Annotated in this window: 24 protein-coding genes and 1 pseudogene; 10 read left to right on the top strand and 15 right to left on the bottom strand. The window is 73.2% G+C overall.

The annotated features are described in order from the left end of the window. The 3 genes and pseudogenes from JXZ78_RS38820 to sigE all read right to left on the bottom strand — a co-directional run. Nucleotides 1–1,019, bottom strand: a pseudogene (locus tag JXZ78_RS38820) (hypothetical protein); the annotation flags it as partial. Nucleotides 1,020–1,153: 134 nt separating this feature from the next. Beyond that, entirely contained in the window at nucleotides 1,154–2,167 is a 1,014-nt protein-coding gene (locus JXZ78_RS38825) for an anti-sigma factor family protein (protein WP_030020301.1), read from the bottom strand. Further along, nucleotides 2,164–2,853 (bottom strand): RNA polymerase sigma factor SigE, encoded by a 690-nt coding sequence (gene sigE / locus JXZ78_RS38830; protein WP_030020300.1) that lies wholly within the window; start codon nucleotides 2,851–2,853, stop codon nucleotides 2,164–2,166. The genes JXZ78_RS38825 and sigE overlap by 4 nt, the downstream gene beginning before the upstream one ends. Before the next feature lie 276 nt (nucleotides 2,854–3,129). Here sigE and JXZ78_RS38835 point away from each other — a divergent pair, with 276 nt between their 5' ends. Beyond that, a complete protein-coding gene (locus tag JXZ78_RS38835) occupies nucleotides 3,130–3,813 on the top strand; it encodes an O-methyltransferase (protein ID WP_030020299.1) in 684 nt (227 codons plus the stop codon). A gap of 271 nt (nucleotides 3,814–4,084) precedes the next feature. On the opposite strand, the gene JXZ78_RS38840 is transcribed toward JXZ78_RS38835, so the two are convergent. After that, nucleotides 4,085–4,252, bottom strand: coding sequence for a DUF3117 domain-containing protein (locus JXZ78_RS38840; protein ID WP_003985072.1), 168 nt, complete (start codon nucleotides 4,250–4,252; stop codon nucleotides 4,085–4,087). A gap of 315 nt (nucleotides 4,253–4,567) precedes the next feature. Between JXZ78_RS38840 and chcB the strand changes: the two genes are divergently transcribed. Then, entirely contained in the window at nucleotides 4,568–5,368 is an 801-nt protein-coding gene (chcB, locus tag JXZ78_RS38845; RefSeq protein WP_030020298.1) for a 2-cyclohexenylcarbonyl CoA isomerase, read from the top strand. A gap of 41 nt (nucleotides 5,369–5,409) precedes the next feature. Here the strand turns inward: chcB and JXZ78_RS38850 are convergent, their stop codons facing one another. Both JXZ78_RS38850 and JXZ78_RS38855 read right to left on the bottom strand, forming a co-directional pair. Continuing rightward, nucleotides 5,410–6,018, bottom strand: coding sequence for a DNA-3-methyladenine glycosylase I (locus JXZ78_RS38850; RefSeq protein WP_030020297.1), 609 nt, complete (start codon nucleotides 6,016–6,018; stop codon nucleotides 5,410–5,412). Then, complete coding sequence (locus tag JXZ78_RS38855; protein ID WP_106968794.1) at nucleotides 6,015–6,488, bottom strand: DivIVA domain-containing protein; 474 nt, start codon at nucleotides 6,486–6,488, stop codon at nucleotides 6,015–6,017. The genes JXZ78_RS38850 and JXZ78_RS38855 overlap by 4 nt, the downstream gene beginning before the upstream one ends. 90 nt (nucleotides 6,489–6,578) lie before the next feature. Here JXZ78_RS38855 and folP point away from each other — a divergent pair, with 90 nt between their 5' ends. Further along, on the top strand, nucleotides 6,579–7,439 hold the full coding sequence (gene folP / locus JXZ78_RS38860; RefSeq protein ID WP_030020295.1) for a dihydropteroate synthase: 861 nt from the start codon (nucleotides 6,579–6,581) through the stop codon (nucleotides 7,437–7,439). Nucleotides 7,440–7,541: 102 nt separating this feature from the next. On the opposite strand, the gene JXZ78_RS40570 is transcribed toward folP, so the two are convergent. Beyond that, nucleotides 7,542–7,673, bottom strand: coding sequence for a hypothetical protein (locus JXZ78_RS40570; protein WP_275128671.1), 132 nt, complete (start codon nucleotides 7,671–7,673; stop codon nucleotides 7,542–7,544). Between JXZ78_RS40570 and JXZ78_RS38865 the strand changes: the two genes are divergently transcribed. Genes JXZ78_RS38865 through JXZ78_RS38875 form a run of 3 tightly spaced genes read left to right on the top strand, consistent with a single transcriptional unit; the run spans nucleotide 7,656 to nucleotide 8,833 of the window. Continuing rightward, nucleotides 7,656–8,144, top strand: a complete 489-nt coding sequence (locus JXZ78_RS38865) for an ALF repeat-containing protein (protein WP_157851588.1) — start codon at nucleotides 7,656–7,658, stop codon at nucleotides 8,142–8,144. The genes JXZ78_RS40570 and JXZ78_RS38865 overlap by 18 nt on opposite strands. After that, complete coding sequence (locus tag JXZ78_RS38870) at nucleotides 8,131–8,586, top strand: hypothetical protein (RefSeq protein ID WP_033037876.1); 456 nt, start codon at nucleotides 8,131–8,133, stop codon at nucleotides 8,584–8,586. Before JXZ78_RS38865 ends, JXZ78_RS38870 begins: the two co-directional genes overlap by 14 nt. Then, the gene (locus JXZ78_RS38875; RefSeq protein ID WP_078624275.1) at nucleotides 8,573–8,833 is read left to right on the top strand and encodes a hypothetical protein; all 261 of its coding nucleotides are present in this window, start codon (nucleotides 8,573–8,575) and stop codon (nucleotides 8,831–8,833) included. The genes JXZ78_RS38870 and JXZ78_RS38875 overlap by 14 nt, the downstream gene beginning before the upstream one ends. A 107-nt stretch (nucleotides 8,834–8,940) precedes the next feature. Here the strand turns inward: JXZ78_RS38875 and JXZ78_RS38880 are convergent, their stop codons facing one another. From JXZ78_RS38880 to dapE, 3 genes are all read right to left on the bottom strand, one after another. Beyond that, on the bottom strand, nucleotides 8,941–9,147 hold the full coding sequence (locus JXZ78_RS38880; RefSeq protein WP_030020293.1) for a hypothetical protein: 207 nt from the start codon (nucleotides 9,145–9,147) through the stop codon (nucleotides 8,941–8,943). Between the two features lie 320 nt (nucleotides 9,148–9,467). Beyond that, the gene (locus JXZ78_RS38885) at nucleotides 9,468–10,220 is read right to left on the bottom strand and encodes an LOG family protein (RefSeq protein WP_030020292.1); all 753 of its coding nucleotides are present in this window, start codon (nucleotides 10,218–10,220) and stop codon (nucleotides 9,468–9,470) included. Between the two features lie 111 nt (nucleotides 10,221–10,331). Next, a complete protein-coding gene (gene dapE / locus JXZ78_RS38890) occupies nucleotides 10,332–11,423 on the bottom strand; it encodes a succinyl-diaminopimelate desuccinylase (protein WP_030020291.1) in 1,092 nt (363 codons plus the stop codon). Nucleotides 11,424–11,464: 41 nt separating this feature from the next. Here dapE and JXZ78_RS38895 point away from each other — a divergent pair, with 41 nt between their 5' ends. Next, nucleotides 11,465–12,502, top strand: a complete 1,038-nt coding sequence (locus JXZ78_RS38895; protein WP_030020290.1) for a VldE C-terminal domain-containing protein — start codon at nucleotides 11,465–11,467, stop codon at nucleotides 12,500–12,502. A 537-nt stretch (nucleotides 12,503–13,039) separates the two neighbouring features. Further along, entirely contained in the window at nucleotides 13,040–13,606 is a 567-nt protein-coding gene (locus tag JXZ78_RS38900; RefSeq protein WP_030020289.1) for a hypothetical protein, read from the top strand. 118 nt (nucleotides 13,607–13,724) lie between these two features. Here the strand turns inward: JXZ78_RS38900 and dapC are convergent, their stop codons facing one another. Further along, a complete protein-coding gene (gene dapC / locus JXZ78_RS38905) occupies nucleotides 13,725–14,822 on the bottom strand; it encodes a succinyldiaminopimelate transaminase (RefSeq protein ID WP_030020288.1) in 1,098 nt (365 codons plus the stop codon). Between the two features lie 132 nt (nucleotides 14,823–14,954). Next, entirely contained in the window at nucleotides 14,955–15,275 is a 321-nt protein-coding gene (gene fdxA / locus JXZ78_RS38910) for a ferredoxin (protein ID WP_030020287.1), read from the bottom strand. A gap of 139 nt (nucleotides 15,276–15,414) precedes the next feature. Here fdxA and JXZ78_RS38915 point away from each other — a divergent pair, with 139 nt between their 5' ends. Beyond that, the gene (locus tag JXZ78_RS38915) at nucleotides 15,415–16,425 is read left to right on the top strand and encodes a GNAT family N-acetyltransferase (RefSeq protein ID WP_030020286.1); all 1,011 of its coding nucleotides are present in this window, start codon (nucleotides 15,415–15,417) and stop codon (nucleotides 16,423–16,425) included. 17 nt (nucleotides 16,426–16,442) lie between these two features. Continuing rightward, a complete protein-coding gene (locus JXZ78_RS38920; RefSeq protein WP_030020285.1) occupies nucleotides 16,443–17,303 on the top strand; it encodes a transglutaminase-like and tetratricopeptide repeat-containing protein in 861 nt (286 codons plus the stop codon). Here the strand turns inward: JXZ78_RS38920 and JXZ78_RS38925 are convergent. From JXZ78_RS38925 to JXZ78_RS38935, 3 genes are all read right to left on the bottom strand, one after another. Further along, nucleotides 17,270–18,472: a PP2C family protein-serine/threonine phosphatase gene (locus tag JXZ78_RS38925; RefSeq protein ID WP_238783686.1), complete on the bottom strand. Its 1,203-nt coding sequence runs from the start codon at nucleotides 18,470–18,472 to the stop codon at nucleotides 17,270–17,272. The two genes, JXZ78_RS38920 and JXZ78_RS38925, sit on opposite strands and share 34 nt — an antisense overlap. 107 nt (nucleotides 18,473–18,579) lie before the next feature. Next, nucleotides 18,580–19,218, bottom strand: a complete 639-nt coding sequence (locus JXZ78_RS38930) for a response regulator transcription factor (RefSeq protein ID WP_033037874.1) — start codon at nucleotides 19,216–19,218, stop codon at nucleotides 18,580–18,582. 174 nt (nucleotides 19,219–19,392) lie between these two features. Next, on the bottom strand, nucleotides 19,393–19,584 hold the full coding sequence (locus tag JXZ78_RS38935) for a hypothetical protein (RefSeq protein WP_050510146.1): 192 nt from the start codon (nucleotides 19,582–19,584) through the stop codon (nucleotides 19,393–19,395). Between the last annotated feature and the right edge of the window lie 166 nt (nucleotides 19,585–19,750).

The raw sequence follows: 19,750 nt of genomic DNA on the forward strand, positions 1-19,750 counted from the left end.
GGGGGCTGCGGCGCGCCGTGCGCCTCGGGCGGGAGCGGGGCGCCGCCGGAGGTGTCGCGCGCCCCGGCGGGAAGCCGGGCGCCGTCCCCGGCGGTGAGCTGGGTGGTGTCCGTGCCGGTGCCGGGCGGCGGGGTGGCCCCGGCCGGGTGCGGCGCGGACGGAGCCTGCGGGGACTGGGCGGACGAGGGCTCAGCGTGCGGCGACTGGGCGGGCGAGGGCTGCCCGTGCGGCGGCTGAGCGGCCGTCGGCGACGGCTCGGCCTGCGGCATCGGCGTACGGGCGGCGGAGCCCTCGTACGACTGCGGGCCCGCCGGAGGCCGCTGCTGGGCTGTGAACGGCTGCTGGGGCGGCGCTACGGGCGCGCCAGTGCCGTACCCGGCCTGCTGCCCGGCAGGCATCGGCGCCGCGCCCTGAGGGGCGGGAGCTGCGGCCTGCGGTGCGGGGCCCGCGCCCTGCGGCGGAACTCCCGTGCCCTGCGCCGGGGTGGCCGTCGGGCGCTGGACCGGCGGCGCGGGCGCCCAGGGCCCCGGATCGCCGTACGGAGGCGTGCCGTACGGGTCCTGGGGGTGCAGGGGCTGCCGCGGCGGAGCGGTCGGCGGGGCGCTCGGCGGAGCGGGAACCTGCTGCTCGGAACCGTGCGGGGCAGGGGCTTGCTGCTCGGAACCGTGCGGAGCAGAGACCTGCGACTCGGCGCCCTGCGGTACGGAAACCTGCTGCTCGACGCCCTGCGGTACGGAAACCTGCTGCTCGACGCCCTGCGGTACCGGCTGCTCGGACGCATGCCGCCCGGGGGCGTGCGGCGCGCCGGTGCCCGCCCCCTGCCCGGTGTCCGGTGACGTACCCGGTGCGGCTCCGGCCTCCCCCGGCAGGGCCGGGAACTCCCGGGTGGCGGCGGCCGCTTCGGCGTCGGGTGCCGTGGGACCGGGCGCGGCGGGCGCCTGTTCCGACGGCTCTGCGGGCAGCTGCCCCGACCGGCTCCACCAGTTCCGCTTCGGCCCGGCGGCCGTCCCCTCGTCCATGCTCTCCGCGCTCCCCACCGATCCGCCCGCTGTGTCAGGCGGGCACCACCACCTCGCCGGAGGCGCGCCCCCACAGGGGAACGCCGCCCGGAGAGCGATTCAACCAGGTTCGCGCGGCCCCGCGCAGAGCCCGGTCAGCGCGGGGCCGGGTGGTGGGCGGTCATCGCCTCCCGGGAGGCCGGGGCGGACGGTACGGCGGGCCCCGCCAGGGACTGTCCGGCGTCCGCCGGAGGCTGGTACGGGCCGACGACGCGGGCGCCGGACAGCGGGGCGGACGCACTGCCCCGCGCGGGATGGTACGGCAGCAGCTGACCGGTCTGGAGCGTCAGGGCGGGCAGGACGGACCGGCCGTCGGCCGGGAACGCGATCTCGGACAGCGGCAGCGTCGGGGCGGGGCGTGCGGCCGACGGCGCCGACGGGCCGGTCAGGCCGAGCGAACTCGGGGCCGGCTCCGGGGTCGGGCCCGCGTCGGGGAGCGAGCGCGCCCAGGGGTGGCTCGTCGCGAACAGCAGGGCCTCGCCGCGAGTCGTGCCGGGCGGGCCGACCGGCCCCGGGGTGGCGCCGAGCGGCGTCATCTGGCTGCCCGTACCGTCGCCGCGGCTGCTCGGGGTGTCGACCGCCGCCTCCAGCGGCAGGGTGCCGCCGAGCGCGAACGCCGCCAGGGAGACCGCGCCGGCCGCCGCGAAGGCGAACCGGCGGCGCTGCGGCGCGGGCCGGTCCGGTTCGTGGATACGGAAGCCGCGGGAGCGCGGCTGACGGGGCACCGCGCCGACGGTGTGGCCGCCGGACGGCAGGTACCGGAACGAGCCGCCGCGCGCCTCGAACTCGCCGCCCTCGGTGACGTCACCGCCGAAGGCACGGCTGCCGAAGCGCCCGGGGCCCAGCCGACTTCCGGAGCCGTCGGCATCACCTCCGGGCAGCCCCTGGAGACGCGCCAGCAGCCCCTCGGAGGGACCGGGGGGCGCCGTCTCGGCGAAGACGTTCTTCAGCTGCCGCTGGTCGTCGGCCTCCGCCTTGCACTTTCCGCACGTAGCGAGATGCGCGAGCACCCGCTCGCGCGCGTCATGCCCCAACTCCCCGTCGACCAGAGCCGCGAGGCGGTCGCCGAGATGATGCTCGGCGGGGGACGGACCGCCTGTACCGCTCACGCGATTCCGACCTCCCCTGTAGTGACCGAGGTGAGCGGCCGCCGGTCGCGCTCGCGCTCCTCGGCGCGCGCCGCCGGGGAGCGGTGCTTGAGCGCCTTGCGCAGGTGGGAGCGACCGCGGTGGATCCGGCTGCGGACCGTGCCCAGCTTCACACCGAGGGTGGCGGCGATCTCCTCGTACGACAGGCCCTCGATGTCGCAGAGCACCACGGCGGCGCGGAACTCGGGCGCGAGGGTGTCCAGCGCCTGCTGGACGTCGGCGTCGAAGTGGGTGTCGTTGAAATGCTGCTGCGGGGAGGGCTCGCGGCTGGGCAGCCGCTCGGCCGCGTCGTCACCGAGCGCATCGAAGCGGATGCGCTGGCGGCGGCGGACCATGTCCAGGAAGAGGTTGGTCGTGATGCGGTGCAGCCAGCCCTCGAAGGTGCCGGGGGTGTAGGTCGACAGCGAGCGGAAGACGCGGACGAACACCTCCTGCGTCAGGTCCTCGGCGTCGTGCTGGTTGCCCGTGAGGCGGTAGGCGAGACGGTAGACCCGCGCGCTGTGGGTGCTGACGATCTCCTCCCAGCTGGGCGGGGTCCAGGCCTGCGCATCCGCTTCGGCGGCGAACGTCGCTGTCGTAGCGGTGTCAAAGGCCCCTCCCCTACCCTTGAGGCCGTGGGAGCGGGAACGGTCAGCGGTGTCTGTCACGGATTTCGGCTCGGCGGCCGACCGCCTGAGACGCCTGCGCGCCCATCGGTCACCCGTCGCAGCCGCACCTCCCCTGGTGGCTCTGGTGGTGTCCAGTAGAGCCCCTACCATATCCACCTCGCCCGTTAGCTCCGGATAAGCAGATTTGACCTGCTTTTGGCCTGGCTTCGCGTCATGCCGCACATCTCGTTGGGTCTTCACCGATGCATCCCCCCTGCTGTGCTTCAACGCCCGGTCCCATCTGCGGGTTCCCGCACGCAGCGGATACAGTCACGGTTGCGTCAACTACGGGGACAGGAGAGGGCCATTACCGGCAACCGGCAGACGAGCTTGGCATTCGCCGAGGCGTACGGCGCCGGGACCATCGACGACGAGGCCGACGCCGCCCTGCACTGGTCCCGGGAGCGGGCGCGGGAGGCGGGCATCCGTGCGGTGTCCACCGGCACCGGCACCGCGTTGCGCCTGCTCGCCGCGACGGCCGACGCCAAGGCGGTCGCCGAGATCGGCACCGGCACGGGAGTGTCGGGCATCTACCTCCTGCACGGCATGCGCCCTGACGGCGTCCTGACGACGGTCGACCTGGAACCGGAGCGGCAGCAGTTCGCGAAGCAGGCGTTCCGGGAGGCGGGCTTCGCCGGCAACCGCGCGCGCTTCATCCCCGGCCGCGCCCTGGACGTCCTGCCCCGGCTCGCCGACGGCGGCTACGACCTCGTCTTCTGCGACGGCGACCGCATGGAGTGCCTGGACTATCTCGCTGAATCGTTGCGGCTGCTGCGCCCCGGCGGCCTGGTCTGCTTCGAGGGCGTCTTCGCCGACGGCCGTACGGTCGACTCGGCGGCCCAGCCCGCCGAGGTGCTGCGCCTGCGGGAGCTGCTGCGCACGCTCCGCGAGACGGACGCGCTGGTCTCGTCCCTGCTGCCGGTGGGCGACGGCCTGCTGTGCGCCGTCAAACGCGGCTGAGCGCGGACCGTGGCACGCGCGGGTGCGGCCGCCGGAGCGGCGTACGGCGGGACGACTGCACGGACGGGCCGGAGCGGCGCACGACGGGACGTACGGCGGGACCACCGTACGGACGGGAGGCCCGCCGCGCACACGGTCCGGCCGCCCGGGAACGAACGCGGCCCCGGTGGGTGCCGCGCGCGTGCGCGGCGCCCACCGGGGCCCGGGTATTCGGCTGGGGGTCCAGGGGTCAGCCCCGGGAAACCGCAGCATCAGGGCGGCTGCTGCCCTGTCAGACGGTGACCTTCTCCAGGGCCTCGCCCAAAGCCTTGGCCTCGTCGGGAGTCAGCTCGACGACGAGTCGACCGCCGCCTTCGAGCGGAACGCGCATGACGATGCCCCGCCCCTCCTTGGTCACCTCGAGCGGGCCGTCGCCCGTCCGCGGCTTCATGGCCGCCATGCTCGTTCCCCTTCCTGAAACCAGCTCACGCAGCCGACAACCCAGGTGTCACCGGCATCGAACACATTGCTTCCAGGCCATTATCCCGCATCGCACGACCCGATGACCAACATCGGGGAGCATCCCTTCGGCAACGCGCTCTCGCAAAACCACCCAATTCGGGGAGTGGGCTGCGATACTTCGCCCTCCTCCGGCGTCCGGTCCTCGCCGGTTGTTTGACGTACGTCACATGACGGGCGCCGATGATCTCCGGCATCCTGAGCGCTGGCCGCCACTGCCCGGCGGCCGCGAGCCGCGACGGAGGGACCCCTCACCATGGCCGACACCGTGCTCTACGACGTGACCGACGGCGTCGGGACGATCACGATCAACCGTCCCGACGCCATGAACGCGATGAACACGGAGGCCAAGGCCGCCCTGCGGGACATCCTGCGCGAGGCCGCCGCCGACCCGGCCGTACGGGCCGTCCTGCTGACCGCCACCGGACGCGCCTTCTGCGTGGGGCAGGACCTCAAGGAGCACATCGGGCTGCTGGCCGAGGACCGCGCGACCGGCTCCGGGCAGACCATGAGCACGGTGCGCGAGCACTACAACCCCGTCGTCACGGCGCTCGCCGGGATGCCCAAGCCGGTGGTGGCCGGGGTCAACGGGGTCGCGGCGGGCGCCGGCGCCGGCTTCGCGCTGGCCGCGGACTACCGGGTCGTCGCCGACACCGCCTCCTTCAACACCTCCTTCGCAGGCGTGGCGCTCACCGCCGACTCCGGCATCTCCTGGACGCTGCCCCGCCTGATCGGCCACGGCCGCGCCGCCGACCTGCTGCTCTTCCCGCGCAGCATCTCCGCCCAGGAGGCGTACGACCTGGGCATCGCGAACAAGGTCGTCCCGGCGGCGGAGCTGGCGGCCGAGGCGGCGGCGGTGGCGCGCACGCTGGCCGAGGGGCCGACCGCCGCCTACGCCGCGATCAAGGAATCCCTCGCGTTCGGGGCCGGACACTCGCTCGCCGAGACGCTGGCCAAGGAGGACGAGCTGCAGACGCGGGCGGGCGCCTCGGAGGACCACCACATCGCGGTGGAGGCGTTCGTGAAGAAGGAGAAGCCGAAGTTCCTGGGGCGCTAGGCCCGGCCGGAGCCCCGGAGCCCGGCCCGGCCGCCCGTCCCTCACGTCCCTGCCGCCGCCTCCACCGCGTCCCGCACATGGCAGTCCGCCAGATGGTCGTTGACCAGGCCGCACGCCTGCATCGTCGCGTACGCGGTGGTGGGGCCGACGAAGCGGAAGCCGCGCTTCTTGAGGTCCTTGGCCAGCGCCGTGGACTCCGGGGTGACGGGCGCCACGTCGGACAGCGTGCGCGGGGCCCGGCGGTCGCCGCGCTCGGGCGCGTACGACCAGATCAGCCGGTCCAGCTCGCCCGGGGCCAGCTCGGCCGCGACCCGCGCGTTGCCGATCACCGCGTTGATCTTCGCGCGGTTGCGGACGATGCGGGCGTCGGTGAGCAGCCGCTCGGCGTCCGCGTCGGTGAACCGGGCGACCGCCTCGATCCGGAAGTCCGCGAACGCGGCCCGGAAGCCCTCCCGGCGGCGCAGGATCGTGATCCAGGACAGCCCGGACTGGAACGCCTCCAGGCACATCCGCTCGAAGAGTGCGTCGTCGCCGTGGACCGGCAGGCCCCATTCGGTGTCGTGATAGGTGCGATAGTCGGCCATTTTCTCCGACTCCATGCCCCAGGGGCAGCGGGGCACCCCGTCCGGCGCCGTGCTCACTCCCGTCATGAGGCGGTCTTCCCCTCTTCCTCGTCCCCGGTGGCCGGGGGTTCCTGTGCGGCTGGTGCGGCTGGGCGTTCCCCGGGCCGCTTCCCGTCCCGGTCCCCGGCGGCGGCCCCCAGGCTGGCCCCCGGGCTGTCCTCCGGGCCGTCCTTGACGAGGTCCGGCGGACCCATCGCCGCGGCGTGCGCGCCCGCGAGGGCCGCCTCCAGCTCGGCGATCCGCGCGTCCCGTTCGGCCAGCTCGGCGCCGAGCCGGTCCAGCACGTCGTCGACGTCGTTCATCCGGTAGCCGCGTACGCCCACCGGCAGGCGTACCGCCTCCACGTCGGCGCGGGAGACGGGCCGGTCGGCGGGCAGCGGCTCGTACAGCCGGTCCGGAGCGGCCTCGCCGAGCCCGCCCGCGTCGCCGCCGCCGACCACGGCGAGCGTGACCGCGGCGACCACCACGACCATCGCGATCAGCAAGAACCAGAACACGACCATCTCCCCGAGCTATGTGTTGGCACTGATCGTGCCATGCGGGTGTGACGGTTAGGGTCGCTGCCGGACCAGGAAGAGGGAGAAGCAATGCTGCGGCTGGGGAATCGAGAGTTCACCGTTCACGAGCCGGTGATCATGGCCATCGTGAACAGGACCCCGGACTCCTTCTACGACCAGGGGGCCACCTTCACGGACGAGCCCGCGCTCGCCCGGGTGGAGCAGGCGGTGGCCGAGGGCGCCGCGATCATCGACATCGGCGGGGTGAAGGCGGGCCCCGGCGAGGAGGTCAGCGCCGAGGAGGAGGCCCGGCGCACGGTCGGCTTCGTCGCCGAGGTGCGCAAGCGGTTCCCCGACGTGGTGATCAGCGTGGACACCTGGCGGCACGACGTCGGCGAGGCGGTCTGCGAGGCCGGCGCGGACCTGCTGAACGACGCGTGGGGCGGGGTGGACCCGAAGCTGGCCGAGGTCGCGGCGCGCTACGGCGCCGGTCTGGTGTGCACCCACGCGGGTGGTGTGGAGCCGCGTACCCGCCCGCACCGGGTGGCGTACGAGGACGTGCTGGCGGACATCCTGCGGGTGACGCTGGGGCTGGCCGAGCGGGCGGTGGAGCTGGGCGTCCGACGCGACGCGATCATGATCGACCCGGGGCACGACTTCGGGAAGAACACCCGGCACAGCCTGGAGGCGACGCGCCGGCTGGGCGAGATGACCGATACGGGCTGGCCGGTGCTGGTCTCGCTGTCCAACAAGGACTTCGTCGGCGAGACACTGGACCGCCCGGTCAAGGAACGGCTCATCGGGACGCTGGCCACGACCGCGGTCTCGGCGTGGCTGGGCGCGCAGGTCTACCGCGTCCACGAGGTCGCCGAGACGCGGCAGGTCCTGGACATGGTGGCGTCCATCGCGGGCCACCGGCCCCCGGCGGTCGCCCGCCGGGGACTTGCCTAGTGCCATACCGGACCGCCGGGGGCCGGACACCGGGAAGCCGAAGTTCCCGGTGAGCACCATCAAACGTGCCGACCGGGAACTTCGCAGGCGGTACGGGGCCGACTATGCGACCGTCGGCCACATGGCGGGCCCGGCAGCGAGGGTGCCCTTGCCGTCACCGCGGTAGAGGTGCAGGCTGCGGTTGCCCCAGGCGACGCCGAACAGATCGACGCATCCTTGAGCACCGGTCAGCACGAGGCCGCAGCGACCCAGTACCGCATCAGCGTGATGAAGCTGGCCAGCACGGGCGGGGCCCAGGTGAAGAAGGCCGCACAGGCCGCGCTGGACGACAACTCCCCGGAAAAGCTCGTCGAATTCATCGCGACCGGGCAGGACAAGGCTCGTCTCTCCGATGAGCGGGTCCAGGCCATGCGGCTGATGAGCACCGGTGGCCCCGAGCTCAAGAGTGCGGCGCAGGTCGCCCTTGAGGGGTCGCCCGACCTGCTCCGTGCGTTCATCACCGTCGGGCAGCACAAGGCCCAGCGCAAGGACCAGCTGGCGGCCACCCACGAAGCCCGGATCCAGGGCCTGCTCGGACCGGGCCGCCGAGTCGGCGAGGAAGGCCACTCAGGCCGCCAAGGAGGCGGACCAGGCCGCGACCAGGGCGGTCAACGCCGCCGCCCGCGCCGAACTGTCGGCCCAGTCGGCCCAGATGTCCGCGAGTGAAGCGTGGACCTATGCCAATGACGCCCGGGTCTCCGCCGAGAACGCGGGCAAGGACCGGGACGCGGCGCGCAAGGCCCATGACGAAGCCCGCGAGCAGTACAAGGAAAGGGAGCGCAAGGAAACCGAGGCCAAGCGGCACGATGCGCAGGCGCAGAAGGAGATGAACGAACTCCTGGCGCTTGAGGAACAGATGCGGTTCCTCCTGGCCAACGAAGACGACACCAGCATCTGGGAGAAGTACCTCGACGACTTCCAGACCGGTTCCGACTGGGCCGGCTACGTCCCGGTCCTGGGCGAGCCCTTCGACGGCTTCAACTGCCTCGTCTACGGCCTCCGCGGAATGGGCTGGGACGCCAGTGCCTCCTGCGCCGGTGTCCTCCCCGTTCTCGGCGACATCGACAAGTATGCGATGCGGAGAAAGGGAAGAGATGGAAAACCTTGACGAAGAATGCGTGTGCCGAATTTGCGGCTTCGTCGACGGCCCCTTCCGGGAGGACGGTTGCGCCCTCAACAGCATCTGCGGTTGCTGTGGTTCGGAGTCCGGAATCGAGGACACCATGCTGGAAGGCGTCCGTGAAACTCGCGGGTACTGGGTGTGCCGCAGTTCTGAGTGGTTCAGGCCGAGCGACAAGCCGGAGAACTGGGATCTGCTGACGCAGCTCGAAAACATTCCTCCCGAGTGGCGCTGACTCCTGATCGCCTGACCGCGAACTTGTGACGAGGGCCCGCCAGTTTGCTGACGGGCCCTCGAATACCCGACGGACCCTCGCGCCCCGAGCCCGAACACCGGGCACGGTCACTGAGTGGGCGGGCGCCGTGTGCCGCCGCTTCCGTTCAGCGGGACCAGCGTCTTCGGGCGGGCGCCCTTGACCCGGGAGCCCGGCAGGGCGCGGTGCAAGGCCACGATGCAGCCGATGACGTCGGCGCCCAGGTCGCCGCTCCCGCCACTGCCGGTCCTCGCCGAGCGCGCTCCGGTGCGCGCGCAGAAGGAACCCGCGGGCACCGCCCCAACGGAGACACCGAGCACGGTCCACGTTCCCGTGCGGCTTGCTTCAGCGCCGTCCGTACCGCTTCGGCTACGGGATCACTGCATCGACAGGCAGCCGGTCCGGGCGGGAGGCCGCCTTCGCAGTCTGCTGCCCCCGGAACGATTGGTCCGGAGCCCAGAGGTGGCTTGCCGGGACGGATCAGACCGTTCCCCTCCGATCCGGCACGGGCCGGACGCGACGGGGAACCGGCGGTCGGCGCAGCTCCCCGAGGATGTCGCGCATCCTGCGACGGGCAGCCGCCTCCGACGCCGATACCTGGGCCTTCGGCCGTTCCCTACTTCCCGGTCTCCTTGGACACCAGCGCGACCGCCTCGTCCACGTCGTCCGTGACGTGGAAGAGCAGCAGGTCGTGCTCCGACGCCTTGCCCTGCGCGACCACCGTGTCCCGCAGCCAGTCGACCAGGCCGTTCCAGTACTCCGTACCGAAGAGCACGATCGGGAAGCGGGTGACCTTGCGCGTCTGGACGAGGGTCAGCGCCTCGAACAGCTCGTCGAGGGTGCCCATGCCGCCGGGCAGCACGACGAACCCCTGGGCATATTTCACGAACATCGTTTTCCGGACGAAGAAGTACCGGAAGTTGACGCCGATGTCGACGTGCGGGTTCATCCCCTGCTCGAAGGGCAGCTCGATGCCCAGTCCGACGGAGACGCCCTTGGCCTCCCTGGCGCCCCGGTTGGCGGCCTCCATCACGCCGGGGCCGCCGCCGGTGATCACCGCGAAGCCGGCCTCCACCAGCGCCCGGCCGAGTTCGACGCCCGTCTCGTACTCGGGTGAGCCGACGGGTGTCCGGGCCGAGCCGAAGACGCTGATCGCGCTCGGCAGTTCGGCCAGTGCGCCAAAGCCCTCCACGAATTCCGACTGGATGCGCATGACCCGCCAGGGGTCGGTGTGCACCCAGTCCGTGTCGCCCTCGGCGGTGTCCAGCAACCGCTGGTCCGTGGTGCCCCTCTGCACCTGCTCACGTCGGCGCACCACGGGTCCCAGGCGCTGTTCCTCCCACGCCCGCTCTTCCTCGGGGCTGGCCATATCGTGCTCCCTCCGCTGCCGGTCGGTGTCCGGCAAGGGTAGATCGGCGCAGGTGACGGGCAGGGCAATTCCGGATGCCGGGACACCGGTGGGGCAGGTGGGGCCCGTGGGTCACGCGGTGAGCCAGGACCGCAGGCGCTCCTCGCAGTGCAGGATCCGCTCGACGGCGACCCGTTCGTCCTTCTTGTGCGCCAGTACGGGGTCGCCGGGCCCGTAGTTCACCGCGGGCACGCCCAGGGCGCTGAAGCGCGAGACGTCCGTCCAGCCGAACTTGGGCTTCGCGACGCCGCCGACGGCCTTCATGAAGGCGGCGGCCGCGGGGTGCGACAGGCCCGGCAGCGCGCCCGGCGAGTGGTCGTCGACGATCATCTCGGCGACGCCGCAGTCCGCGAAGACCTCCCGGACGTGGTCGAGCGCCTCCTGCTCGCCGCGGTCGGGCGCGTAGCGGAAGTTCACGGCGACGGTGCAGGCGTCGGGGATGACGTTGCCCGCCACGCCGCCCTCGATCCGTACGGCGTTCAGGCCCTCGCGGTATTCGAGACCGTCGATGACGGCCCGGCGCGGCTCGTAGGAGGCCAGGCGGGCGAGGATCGGCGCCGCCGCGTGGATCGCGTTGCTGCCCATCCAGCTGCGCGCCGAGTGGGCCCGCTCGCCCTCGGTGCGCAGCAGTACCCGCAGGGTGCCCTGGCAGCCGCCCTCGACCTCGGTGTTCGAGGACTCCAGCAGGACGGCGAAGTCGCCCTCCAGCCAGTCCGGGTGCTCCTCGGCCAGCCGCCCGAGGCCGTTGAACTCGGCGGCGATCTCCTCCATGTCGTAGAAGATGAAGGTCAGGTCCCGGTTGGGCGCGGGGACGGTGGCGGCGATACGCAGCTGCACGGCGACGCCGGACTTCATGTCGGTGGTGCCGCAGCCCCACAGGACGCCGTCCTCGTCGAGCCGGGACGGCACGTTGTCCGCGATCGGCACGGTGTCCAGGTGGCCGGCCAGCACGACCCGCTCGGCGTGGCCCTGGAAGGTGCGCGCGACGATGCAGTTGCCGTCCCGCTCCACCGTCAGGTGCGGGAGCGCACGCAGCGCGTTCTCGACGGCGTCCGCGATGGCCTTCTCGTCCCGGCTGACGGAGGGGATGTCGACGAGCTGAGCGGTGAGCTCGGCCGCGTCGAGGGAGAGGTCCAGTGCGGGGGTCTGCGTAGCGGTCTCCATGCGTCCGACCCTACCGGCGCCCCTCCAGTACCGTTGGCTGCGTGTCTCCCCAGTCCTCCGCCCCCTCCCGCGGCACCCGCGGCAAGCGCCTCCTGCGGGCCGGCGCGGCCTTCGCCGTGCTCGTCGGGCTGGGCGTGTATCTCGTCGTGCAGTACGTGACCGGCGGTCCGGGAGCACCGCGCTGCTCGGTGCGGGCCGCGGACGGCGGGAAGCCGTACGAGATCTCGCCGGAGCAGGCCGCGAACGCCGCGACCATCTCGGCCGTCGGCTCCGCGCGCGGGCTGCCGCAGCGGGCCGTGACGATCGCGCTGGCGACCGCCATGCAGGAGTCCGGGCTGCGCAACATCGGCTTCGGCGACCGCGACTCGGTCGGCCTCTTCCAGCAGCGTCCGTCCCAGGACTGGGGCACGGTCGAGCAGATCATGGACCCGGTCTACTCGGCCGGGGAGTTCTACACGCACCTGGTCAAGGTGCCGGGCTACTCGCGGCTGCCGCTGACGGTGGCCGCGCAGAAGGTGCAGCGCAGCGGCTTCCCGCAGGCGTACGCCAAGCACGAGCCGGACGCCGCGCTGCTGACCGGCGCCCTGACCGGGCGCGACGGGGCGGCGATGACGTGTTCGGTGAACCGTCCGGCGGACCGGAAGCGGCCGGGCGGTACGGACGAGGTGCGCAAGAAGCTCGTGCGCGAGTTCGGGCCGGACGTCCTGCCGCGCACGGACGGGGCGGCACCGGGCGGCAAGGACGGCGGCAAGGACGGCGGCCGGGTGCTGACGGTGCCCGTACGGCCGGCCTCCCACGGTGACGCCGACGACGCCGCGGATTCCGGGGTGGCCGGGGTCTCGGCGGGCCAAGGGCAGGCCGGCGGCGCCTCGGTGGCCGGGGCCGGCTCCGGGACGGAGCGGCGCGGCTGGGAGCTGGCCACGTGGGCGATGGCCCACTCCGGAGCCTTGGGCATCGAGCAGATTTCCTACGCCGGGAAGATGTGGTCGGCGGCCGATTCCGGGAAGGGCTGGCAGAAGGCGACCGGCGCGGCGGCGCGGGCTTCCGGTGCGGACGTACGGATCGTCACCGCGAAGTGAGGCCGCGGGCCGCTGCCGGAGCGGGGTGAGCCGCAGCCGGCTGCTGGAACGGGACGAGCCGCAGGCGACTGCCGGAACGGGACGAGGCCGCAGGCGGCCGCCGGATCGCCGGCGCCGGTGACGCGCTCGCGCGAGCGCCTCCGGAGCCTCCGCGCGGCGCCGCTCCGTCACCCGTACGGCCGTCACGCCGTCAGCCTCGCGCGCACCGCGCAGCCGTCCGGCCGGTCCCTCGGCCGAGTTAACGTCGTCAACCCCGGGCAGCGGCGCCGCATCACCGTCGCCGGGGTCACTCGAACGGCGTGGAACCCGCCCAAGCCCTGAGGCGTGACGTTTCAGCACCGTACTGCGCACGGCGCAGTTTGCCCGGTTTCCTCCGGAGCAGATTATGTGACCCCCCACTGATTCTTTACCGGCCGTGCCGCAACCTTCCCGGGCCTGGCGCGGTAGTCACGTCGTGCGTCCGGCAGCCACCGCGCCCCGCCGGCGGACACGGCACGTCTGTCAGAAGAACCAGTCCCTCTCCGTAAAAGGAGCACCATGTCCCTCCCCCTCTCGCGTCGGATCGCCCGAGCCGCGCTGCTGGTCGCAGCCGGCGCAGCCCCCGTGGTCGGTGCGGGCTCCGCGAGCGCCGTGGAACTGCCGAACTCCTCCGACCTGGGCGGAGTCAGCGCAGTGGACACCGCGAGCCTCGCCGACACCGCCGACGGCGCGGTCCAGGGTGCCGGCGACCTCGCCGGCGAGACCGGCGCGAACGCCACCGAGGCCGGCAGCAAGGTCGTCCGCAAGGCCGTACCGGCCCTGAGCAAGACCGCGGGCAAGACCGCGGGCAAGACGCTCGGGGAGACCGCGCCGGCCGCGAAGCAGGCCGCGGGCAACGCCGCCAGCGACACCGCGGACAGCGCGGGGGACATCCTCACCGACACCCTCCACACCGCCACCGAGGACGGCCTGCCGACCGACGGTCTGACCGACGCGCTGCCGGGCGACGGGCTGTCCACCGACGGGGTGACCGACTCGCTGTCCACCGACGGACTGGCCCAGGCGGTCGGCGACAGCGGTCTGGCCTCGGACCTGCTGCCGACGAACGGGCTGCCCATCAGCTGACGGAGCGCGCACGGCGAAGCCCGCACAGCGAAGCCCGGAGCGGACGCCTGAGGTACGGCGTCCGCTCCGGGCTCGTCGCGTGTGCGGCTGCGGCCCCGCAGGGGCGGGCTGCTACGGGTTACTGCGCCAGGCGGCGTACCGCCTCGTCCACCCGCTCGTCGGTGGCGGTGAAGGCGACCCGTACGAACCGCTCCCCCGCGCTCCCGTAGAAGTCGCCCGGCGCGACCAGGATGCCGCGCTTGGCGAGGTCACCGACGGTGTCCCAGCACGACTCGTCGCGCGTCGCCCACAGGTAGAGCGACGCCTCGCTGTGCTCGACCCGGAAGCCGGCGGCCTCCAGGGCCTCGCGCAGGGCCGTACGGCGGCGGGCGTAGCGCTCGCGCTGCTCGCCGACGTGCTCGGTGTCGCCGAGCGCCGCGACCGTCGCGGCCTGCACCGGCGCGGGGATCATCATGCCGCCGTGCTTGCGGATCAGGAGCAGCTCGCCGAGGACGGCGGCGTCGCCCACGAGAAAGGCGGCGCGGTAGCCGGCCAGGTTGGAGCGCTTGGACAGCGAGTGGACGGCCACGATGCCGTCGTACGAGCCGCCGCACACGTCCGGGTGCAGGACGGAGACCGGGTCGGACTCCCAGCCCAGTTCGATGTAGCACTCGTCGCTGAAGAGCAGGACGCCGTGCTCGCGCGCCCAGGCGACCGTACGGCGCAGCTCGTCGGCGCCGAGCACACGGCCGGTCGGGTTGGACGGGGAGTTCAGCCAGAGCAGCTTGAGGCCGGTGGGGTCCAGCTCCCAGGGGTCGTCGTAGACGACCGGCTCGGCGCCCGCCAGGCGCGCGCCGACCTCGTAGGTGGGGTAGGCCAGGCGCGGGTAGGCGACGCGGTCGCCGGCGCCCAGGCCGAGCTGGGTCGGCAGCCAGGCGACCAGTTCCTTGGAGCCGACGACCGGCAGTACGTTGGTGTGGTCCAGGCCGGTGGCGCCCAGGCGCTCCGCTGCCCAGCCGGTGATCGCGTCGCGCAGGGCGGCGGTGCCCCACACCGTCGGGTAGCCGGGGCTGTCGGCGGCGTCCGTGAGGGCTTTGCGCACGAGTTCGGGCACGGGGTCGACCGGAGTGCCGACGGACAGGTCCACGATGCCGTCGGCATACGCGGCCGCCGTGGTCTTGTACGGCTCCAGCCGGTCCCAGGGGAAGACCGGAAGACGGGACGATACGGGGCCCACGGTGCTCTCTTTCCTCACGTTCCTCTGGCCGCACAGGTCGGGAAACGCCTCGGCCCCGTGCGGCGTCGGCATCCCGGTCTCAGGTGACGGGGAGGCCGGCCGTACGGGACCGGGGCGGCGCCATGCGGCCGCTTACTGGTTCTGCGGCGGCAGCGCTGCGATGAAGGAGTGGTCGCGCTCGATCAGGCCGAGCTTGCTGGCACCACCGGGCGAACCGAGCTCGTCGAAGAACTCGACGTTCGCCTTGTAGTAGTCCTTCCACTCTTCCGGAGTGTCGTCCTCGTAAAAGATCGCCTCGACCGGGCAGACCGGCTCGCAAGCTCCGCAGTCAACGCATTCGTCCGGGTGGATGTACAAGGACCGCTTGCCCTCGTAAATGCAGTCGACGGGGCACTCCTCGATGCATGCCTTGTCCTTGACGTCGACACAAGGCTGCGCGATGACGTAGGTCACGCTGTCGTTCCTCCTCGGTAGGGCTGGCGGACCGATTGGCAGTTCCGCCGCGGGGCGCGCGGGAGCGCGGCGTCGTCGATGCCCGCACCTAGTATCTCCGTTCCCGGGCACGAGACGAACAAGAGGGGCGGGTAGAGCCGTGGAATTCACTACCGGCGGACGGCTGGAGGTCCACATCACCCGTGCTGACGTGGGCAAAAGGGTATCTGTCCGGCGTCTGCTCGACGCCGGGGAGGGGGCTGCCGGGTTCACCGACACGGTCGGTGTTCTCACATCCTGGGACGGTGGTGTGCTGAGCATCACACGCCGGACCGGAGAGACCGTCCGGATCCCCGAGGCCACTCTGGTCGCCGGGAAGAGGGTCCCGGCGGCTCCGGCCCGCCGCCGTTCCCCCGCGACGAGCACGCCGGAACTGGACCGGGTGGCCGCCCGCGGCTGGCCGCCGGTGGAGAGCGAGTGGCTGGGCGAGTGGCAGCTGCGGGCCAGCGCCGGATTCACCCGGCGGGCCAATTCGGTGGCGGCCGCAGGCGACCCGGGGCTGCCGCTGGACGCCGCGCTGGACCGGGTCCGCGCCTGGTACGCGGAGCGCTCGCTGCCCGCGTACGTACAGCTCAGTACGGGCGCCCAGGGCGCCCAGGAGGACCTGGCGGCCGAACTGGACCGACGCGGCTGGACGCGCGAGGTGACGGCGGAGCTGCGGACCGCCGCGCTGGCACCCGTCGGCGACCTGGACGCGGACGTGTCCCGGGTGACGCTCACCCGGGAGATCGGCCCGGACTGGCTGCGCCGCTACCGGCGGTCCGCCGAGCCGGGGCCCGAGGTGCTCAAGGTGCTGCGGGGCGGTCCGTCCGTGTGGTTCGCGAGCGTGCCGGACGACGACGGCGACGTGGCCGCGGTCGGGCGGTGCGTGGTGGACGGGCGCTGGGCCGGGTTCGCGGCGGTCGAGGTCAGTATGGAGCACCGGCGGCGCGGGCTGGCCTCGGCCGTGATGGCCGCGCTCGCCCGCAAGGCCCTGGACGAGGGCGCCTCGGCCGCGTACCTCCAGGTGGAGACGGACAACGAGAGCGCCCGCGCGCTGTACGACGGGCTGGGCTTCGTCACCCACCACCACTACCACCACTGGCGCGCCTCCCAGGGAGGCCCGAGCTGAACGGGTACGAACCTCGTATGCATCCGGACCGGGACCCGGACGGGGACGACACGTCCGCCGAGCGGCGCCGGCAGTTCGCCGAGGCCGCGCGCGACGAACGGCCGGACCTCGCCCGGCTGTGTCTGCTGATCGCGGCGGAGGCCGATCCCGCGCTGGACGAGGCGGCCTTGGACGCGGCGCAGATCGAACTGGACGCGCTGGCCGGGCGCCTGCCGTACGCCCCCACGGGCGGCCCGCGCCCCTGGGCCCGCAACGTCGCCGAACTGCTCGGCGCGCGCCTCGGGTTCCGCGGCACGCCCGCCGACTACCGGCGGCTGGAGTCGTCGCTGCTGCACGAGGTGCTGCGGCGGCGGCGGGGGCTGCCGATCCTGCTGTCGGTGGTGTGGATGGAGGTCGCGCGCCGGGCGGGCGCGCCGGTGTACGGGGTGGCGCTGCCGGGGCACTTCGTCGTCGGCTTCGGCGACCCGTACGGCGCGCACGTCCTCGTCGACCCGTTCGACGGCGGGCGGCTGCTGACCGACGAGGACGCGGGGGTGCTGGTCGCGGGCGCGACCGGCGCGCCGCTGACCGAGCAGATGCTGGCGCCGGCCGACCCGCTGGAGATCGTGCTGCGCATCCTGAACAACATCCGGGCGTGGGCGGTGGCCCGGCCGGAGCGCAGCGACGTGCAGCTGTGGGCGGTCGAGCTGTCCCTGCTGCTGCCCAGCCACCCGGCGCGGCTGCGCCACGACCACGCGCAACTGCTCGTGCAGCGGGGTGATTTCCTGGGCGGCGCGGCCGGGCTGGAGGAGTACGCGAAGGTGGTGGAGGAGATCGACCCGGCCGCTGCCGCCGCGGTACGGCGTCAGGCGGCCGCGGCCCGCGCCATGCTCAACTGATCCTGCTCGGCCTGGTCCGTCCGCCCTGCCTGCCCGCTCAGCTCTGCCCGCTCGGCCTGCCCTGCCCGCTCCGGCTGCTCGGCGGTGTGCGGGCCGCGGCGCACGATCAGTACGGTCGCGTCGTCCTTCAGCTCACCGCCGGTGAACCGCTCCAGGTCGGCGCGGAGCGTGTGCGCCAGCTCGTCCGGCTCCAGGTGCGTCCAGCGGGCCAGCCGGTCGGCCAGCGGGTAGAACGCGCCGTCCGCGCCGCGGGCCTCGGTCACGCCGTCGGTGCACAGCACGATCCAGTCGTCCGCCACCGGCTCGACGGCCACGCTCTGCCGCGCCTCGCCGGTGAGCCAGTCGAGCCCCAGGGGCAGGCCGCCTTCGCCGTCGCTGCGCTCGGTGACCTGGCCGTCCCGTACGAGGTAGTACGGGATGTGGCCGCAGGACAGCACCTTCGCACCGTTCTCGCCGCGCACCTCCAGCAGCAGCGCGGTGACGAATCGTTCCTGTCCGCCGCGCTCGGCGGAACGGGCGTTGTAGCGGGCCAGAGCCTGCTCCATCCGCTCGGCGACGGCTTCGAGGCTGTCCTTGTAGTGGGCCGCCTCCCGGAAGGAGGCCAGCACCTCGTGTCCGGCACCGATCGCGGGCATGCCCTTGCCCTGCACGTCGCCGATCATCAGCCGCAGCCCGTGCGGCGTCTCCACGGCTTCGTAGATGTCCCCGCCGACCCGGGCGCCCTCCTGGGCGGAGACATAGAACCCGTACGCCTCCAGCGGCCCGGCGGTCAGCGGCAGCTCGCGCAGCATCTCCCGCTGCACGGCGTCGGCGACCATGCGCGTACGGGCGTACAGCGCTTCCCGCTCCAGCCGGGTCCGGCACAGCACCAGCGCGAACACGGCGACCAGCAGCGCACCGAAGACCCCGACGACCTTGCTGGCCACCGACCAGTCCGGCACCGACCGCACCTGGATGAACACCTGGCACAGCACGTACACCGCGGCCACCACGGCCGTCCGGCGGTAGCCGCAGCGCAGCGCGGCGATCAGCGGCGCGATGCCCATGAACAGGGCGAAGTGCAGCTGCGGGCCGGTCCCCGCGTCCGCCAGCGTGATGGCCAGGGTCGCGCCGACCAGCAGCACCGCCACACCGCGGTCACGCGCCGGGGATCGCTGGAAAGTCGTCACACGTTCCAGCGTGCGGGCGCCGTTCCGCCTCGCCCAGGGTCGAAAGTCCTGGTGAGGCGGTTGTGAGGGGTGAGACTCCTTACAGCGTGGGCCCGTCGTCGTCCGGGTTACAGCCAGCCCTTGGCACCTGCCGTACGGACGGCTTCGGCGCGGTTGCGGGCGCCCGTCTTCTGGATGGCGGTGGACAGGTAGTTGCGCACCGTGCCGTGCGAGAGGTGCAGGGCGGCGGCGATCTCCGCGTTGGTGGAGCCGTCAGCCGCCGCGCGCAGCACGTCGCACTCCCGGTCGGTGAGGGGATTCGCCCCCTCGGACAGCGCGGCGGCGGCGAGCGCGGGGTCGATGACCTGCTCACCGCGGAGCACCCGCCGTACGGCGTCCGCGAGCTGCGCGGCCGGGGCGTCTTTGACCAGGAACGCGTCGGCGCCGGACTCCATGGCGCGGCGCAGGTAGCCGGGCCGTCCGAAGGTGGTGAGGATGACGACCTTCAGCGCCGGGAACTCGGCGCGCAGCAGCGCGGCGGCGTCCAGGCCGCTGAGGCCGGGCATCTCGATGTCGAGCAGCGCCACGTCCACGGGCTGCTCCCGCACCGCGCCGGCCACCTCGTCGCCCCGCGCGGCCTGGACCACGACCTCCATGTCGGGTTCCAGCCCCAGCAGCGCGGCCAGCGCTTCCCGGACCATGGACTGGTCCTCGGCGAGGAGGAGACGCACTTTCTTCACGGGCTGCTCGCCGTGCGGGTCAGTCATGCGGCCACCCTAGCCAGGCGGGGGGAGGCGCAGGTCGGCGGGCGACGGCGGCGCGGACGAAGGCGGCGTGGGCGGCGGCAGTGCTGGTGGCTGGTGCGGACGGGCGGTGGGAGCGGGCGGGCGGTCAGCGGGGGGCCGGTGCGCGCGGGCGGCCGGGCGAGCGGGGGCCGGGCCTCACATGTAGAAGCGCTTGTGCTGCTGCGTCGGTTCGAAGGTCTGGCGGCAGCCGGAGCACCACCAGTGCCAGGTCTCCGGCGCCCGGCCCGAGTCGCTGGTGTCCTTCCACAGGCGGCGCCGGTCGCGGCAGGCCGGGCAGCCGGGCGGGGCGAGGGGACCGACGACGGCCCGCGGGTCGATGGGTGGCATGGCGCCAGCCTGCACAACCCGGGGTGTCGGTGCGCCGGTTCCCGCGCCGGGCCACTCCAACGGGCGGAGCGGGAGCGCGCGCCCGCGCGCCGGAGCCACCGGAGCGCATGGCCCTACGCCTCACGCCCCCGACACGTCTCGGACCCCCGACACGACCTCACGCCCC

It is taken from the genome of Streptomyces monomycini, assembly GCF_022271435.1.
GTDB classification, from domain to species: domain Bacteria; phylum Actinomycetota; class Actinomycetes; order Streptomycetales; family Streptomycetaceae; genus Streptomyces; species Streptomyces monomycini.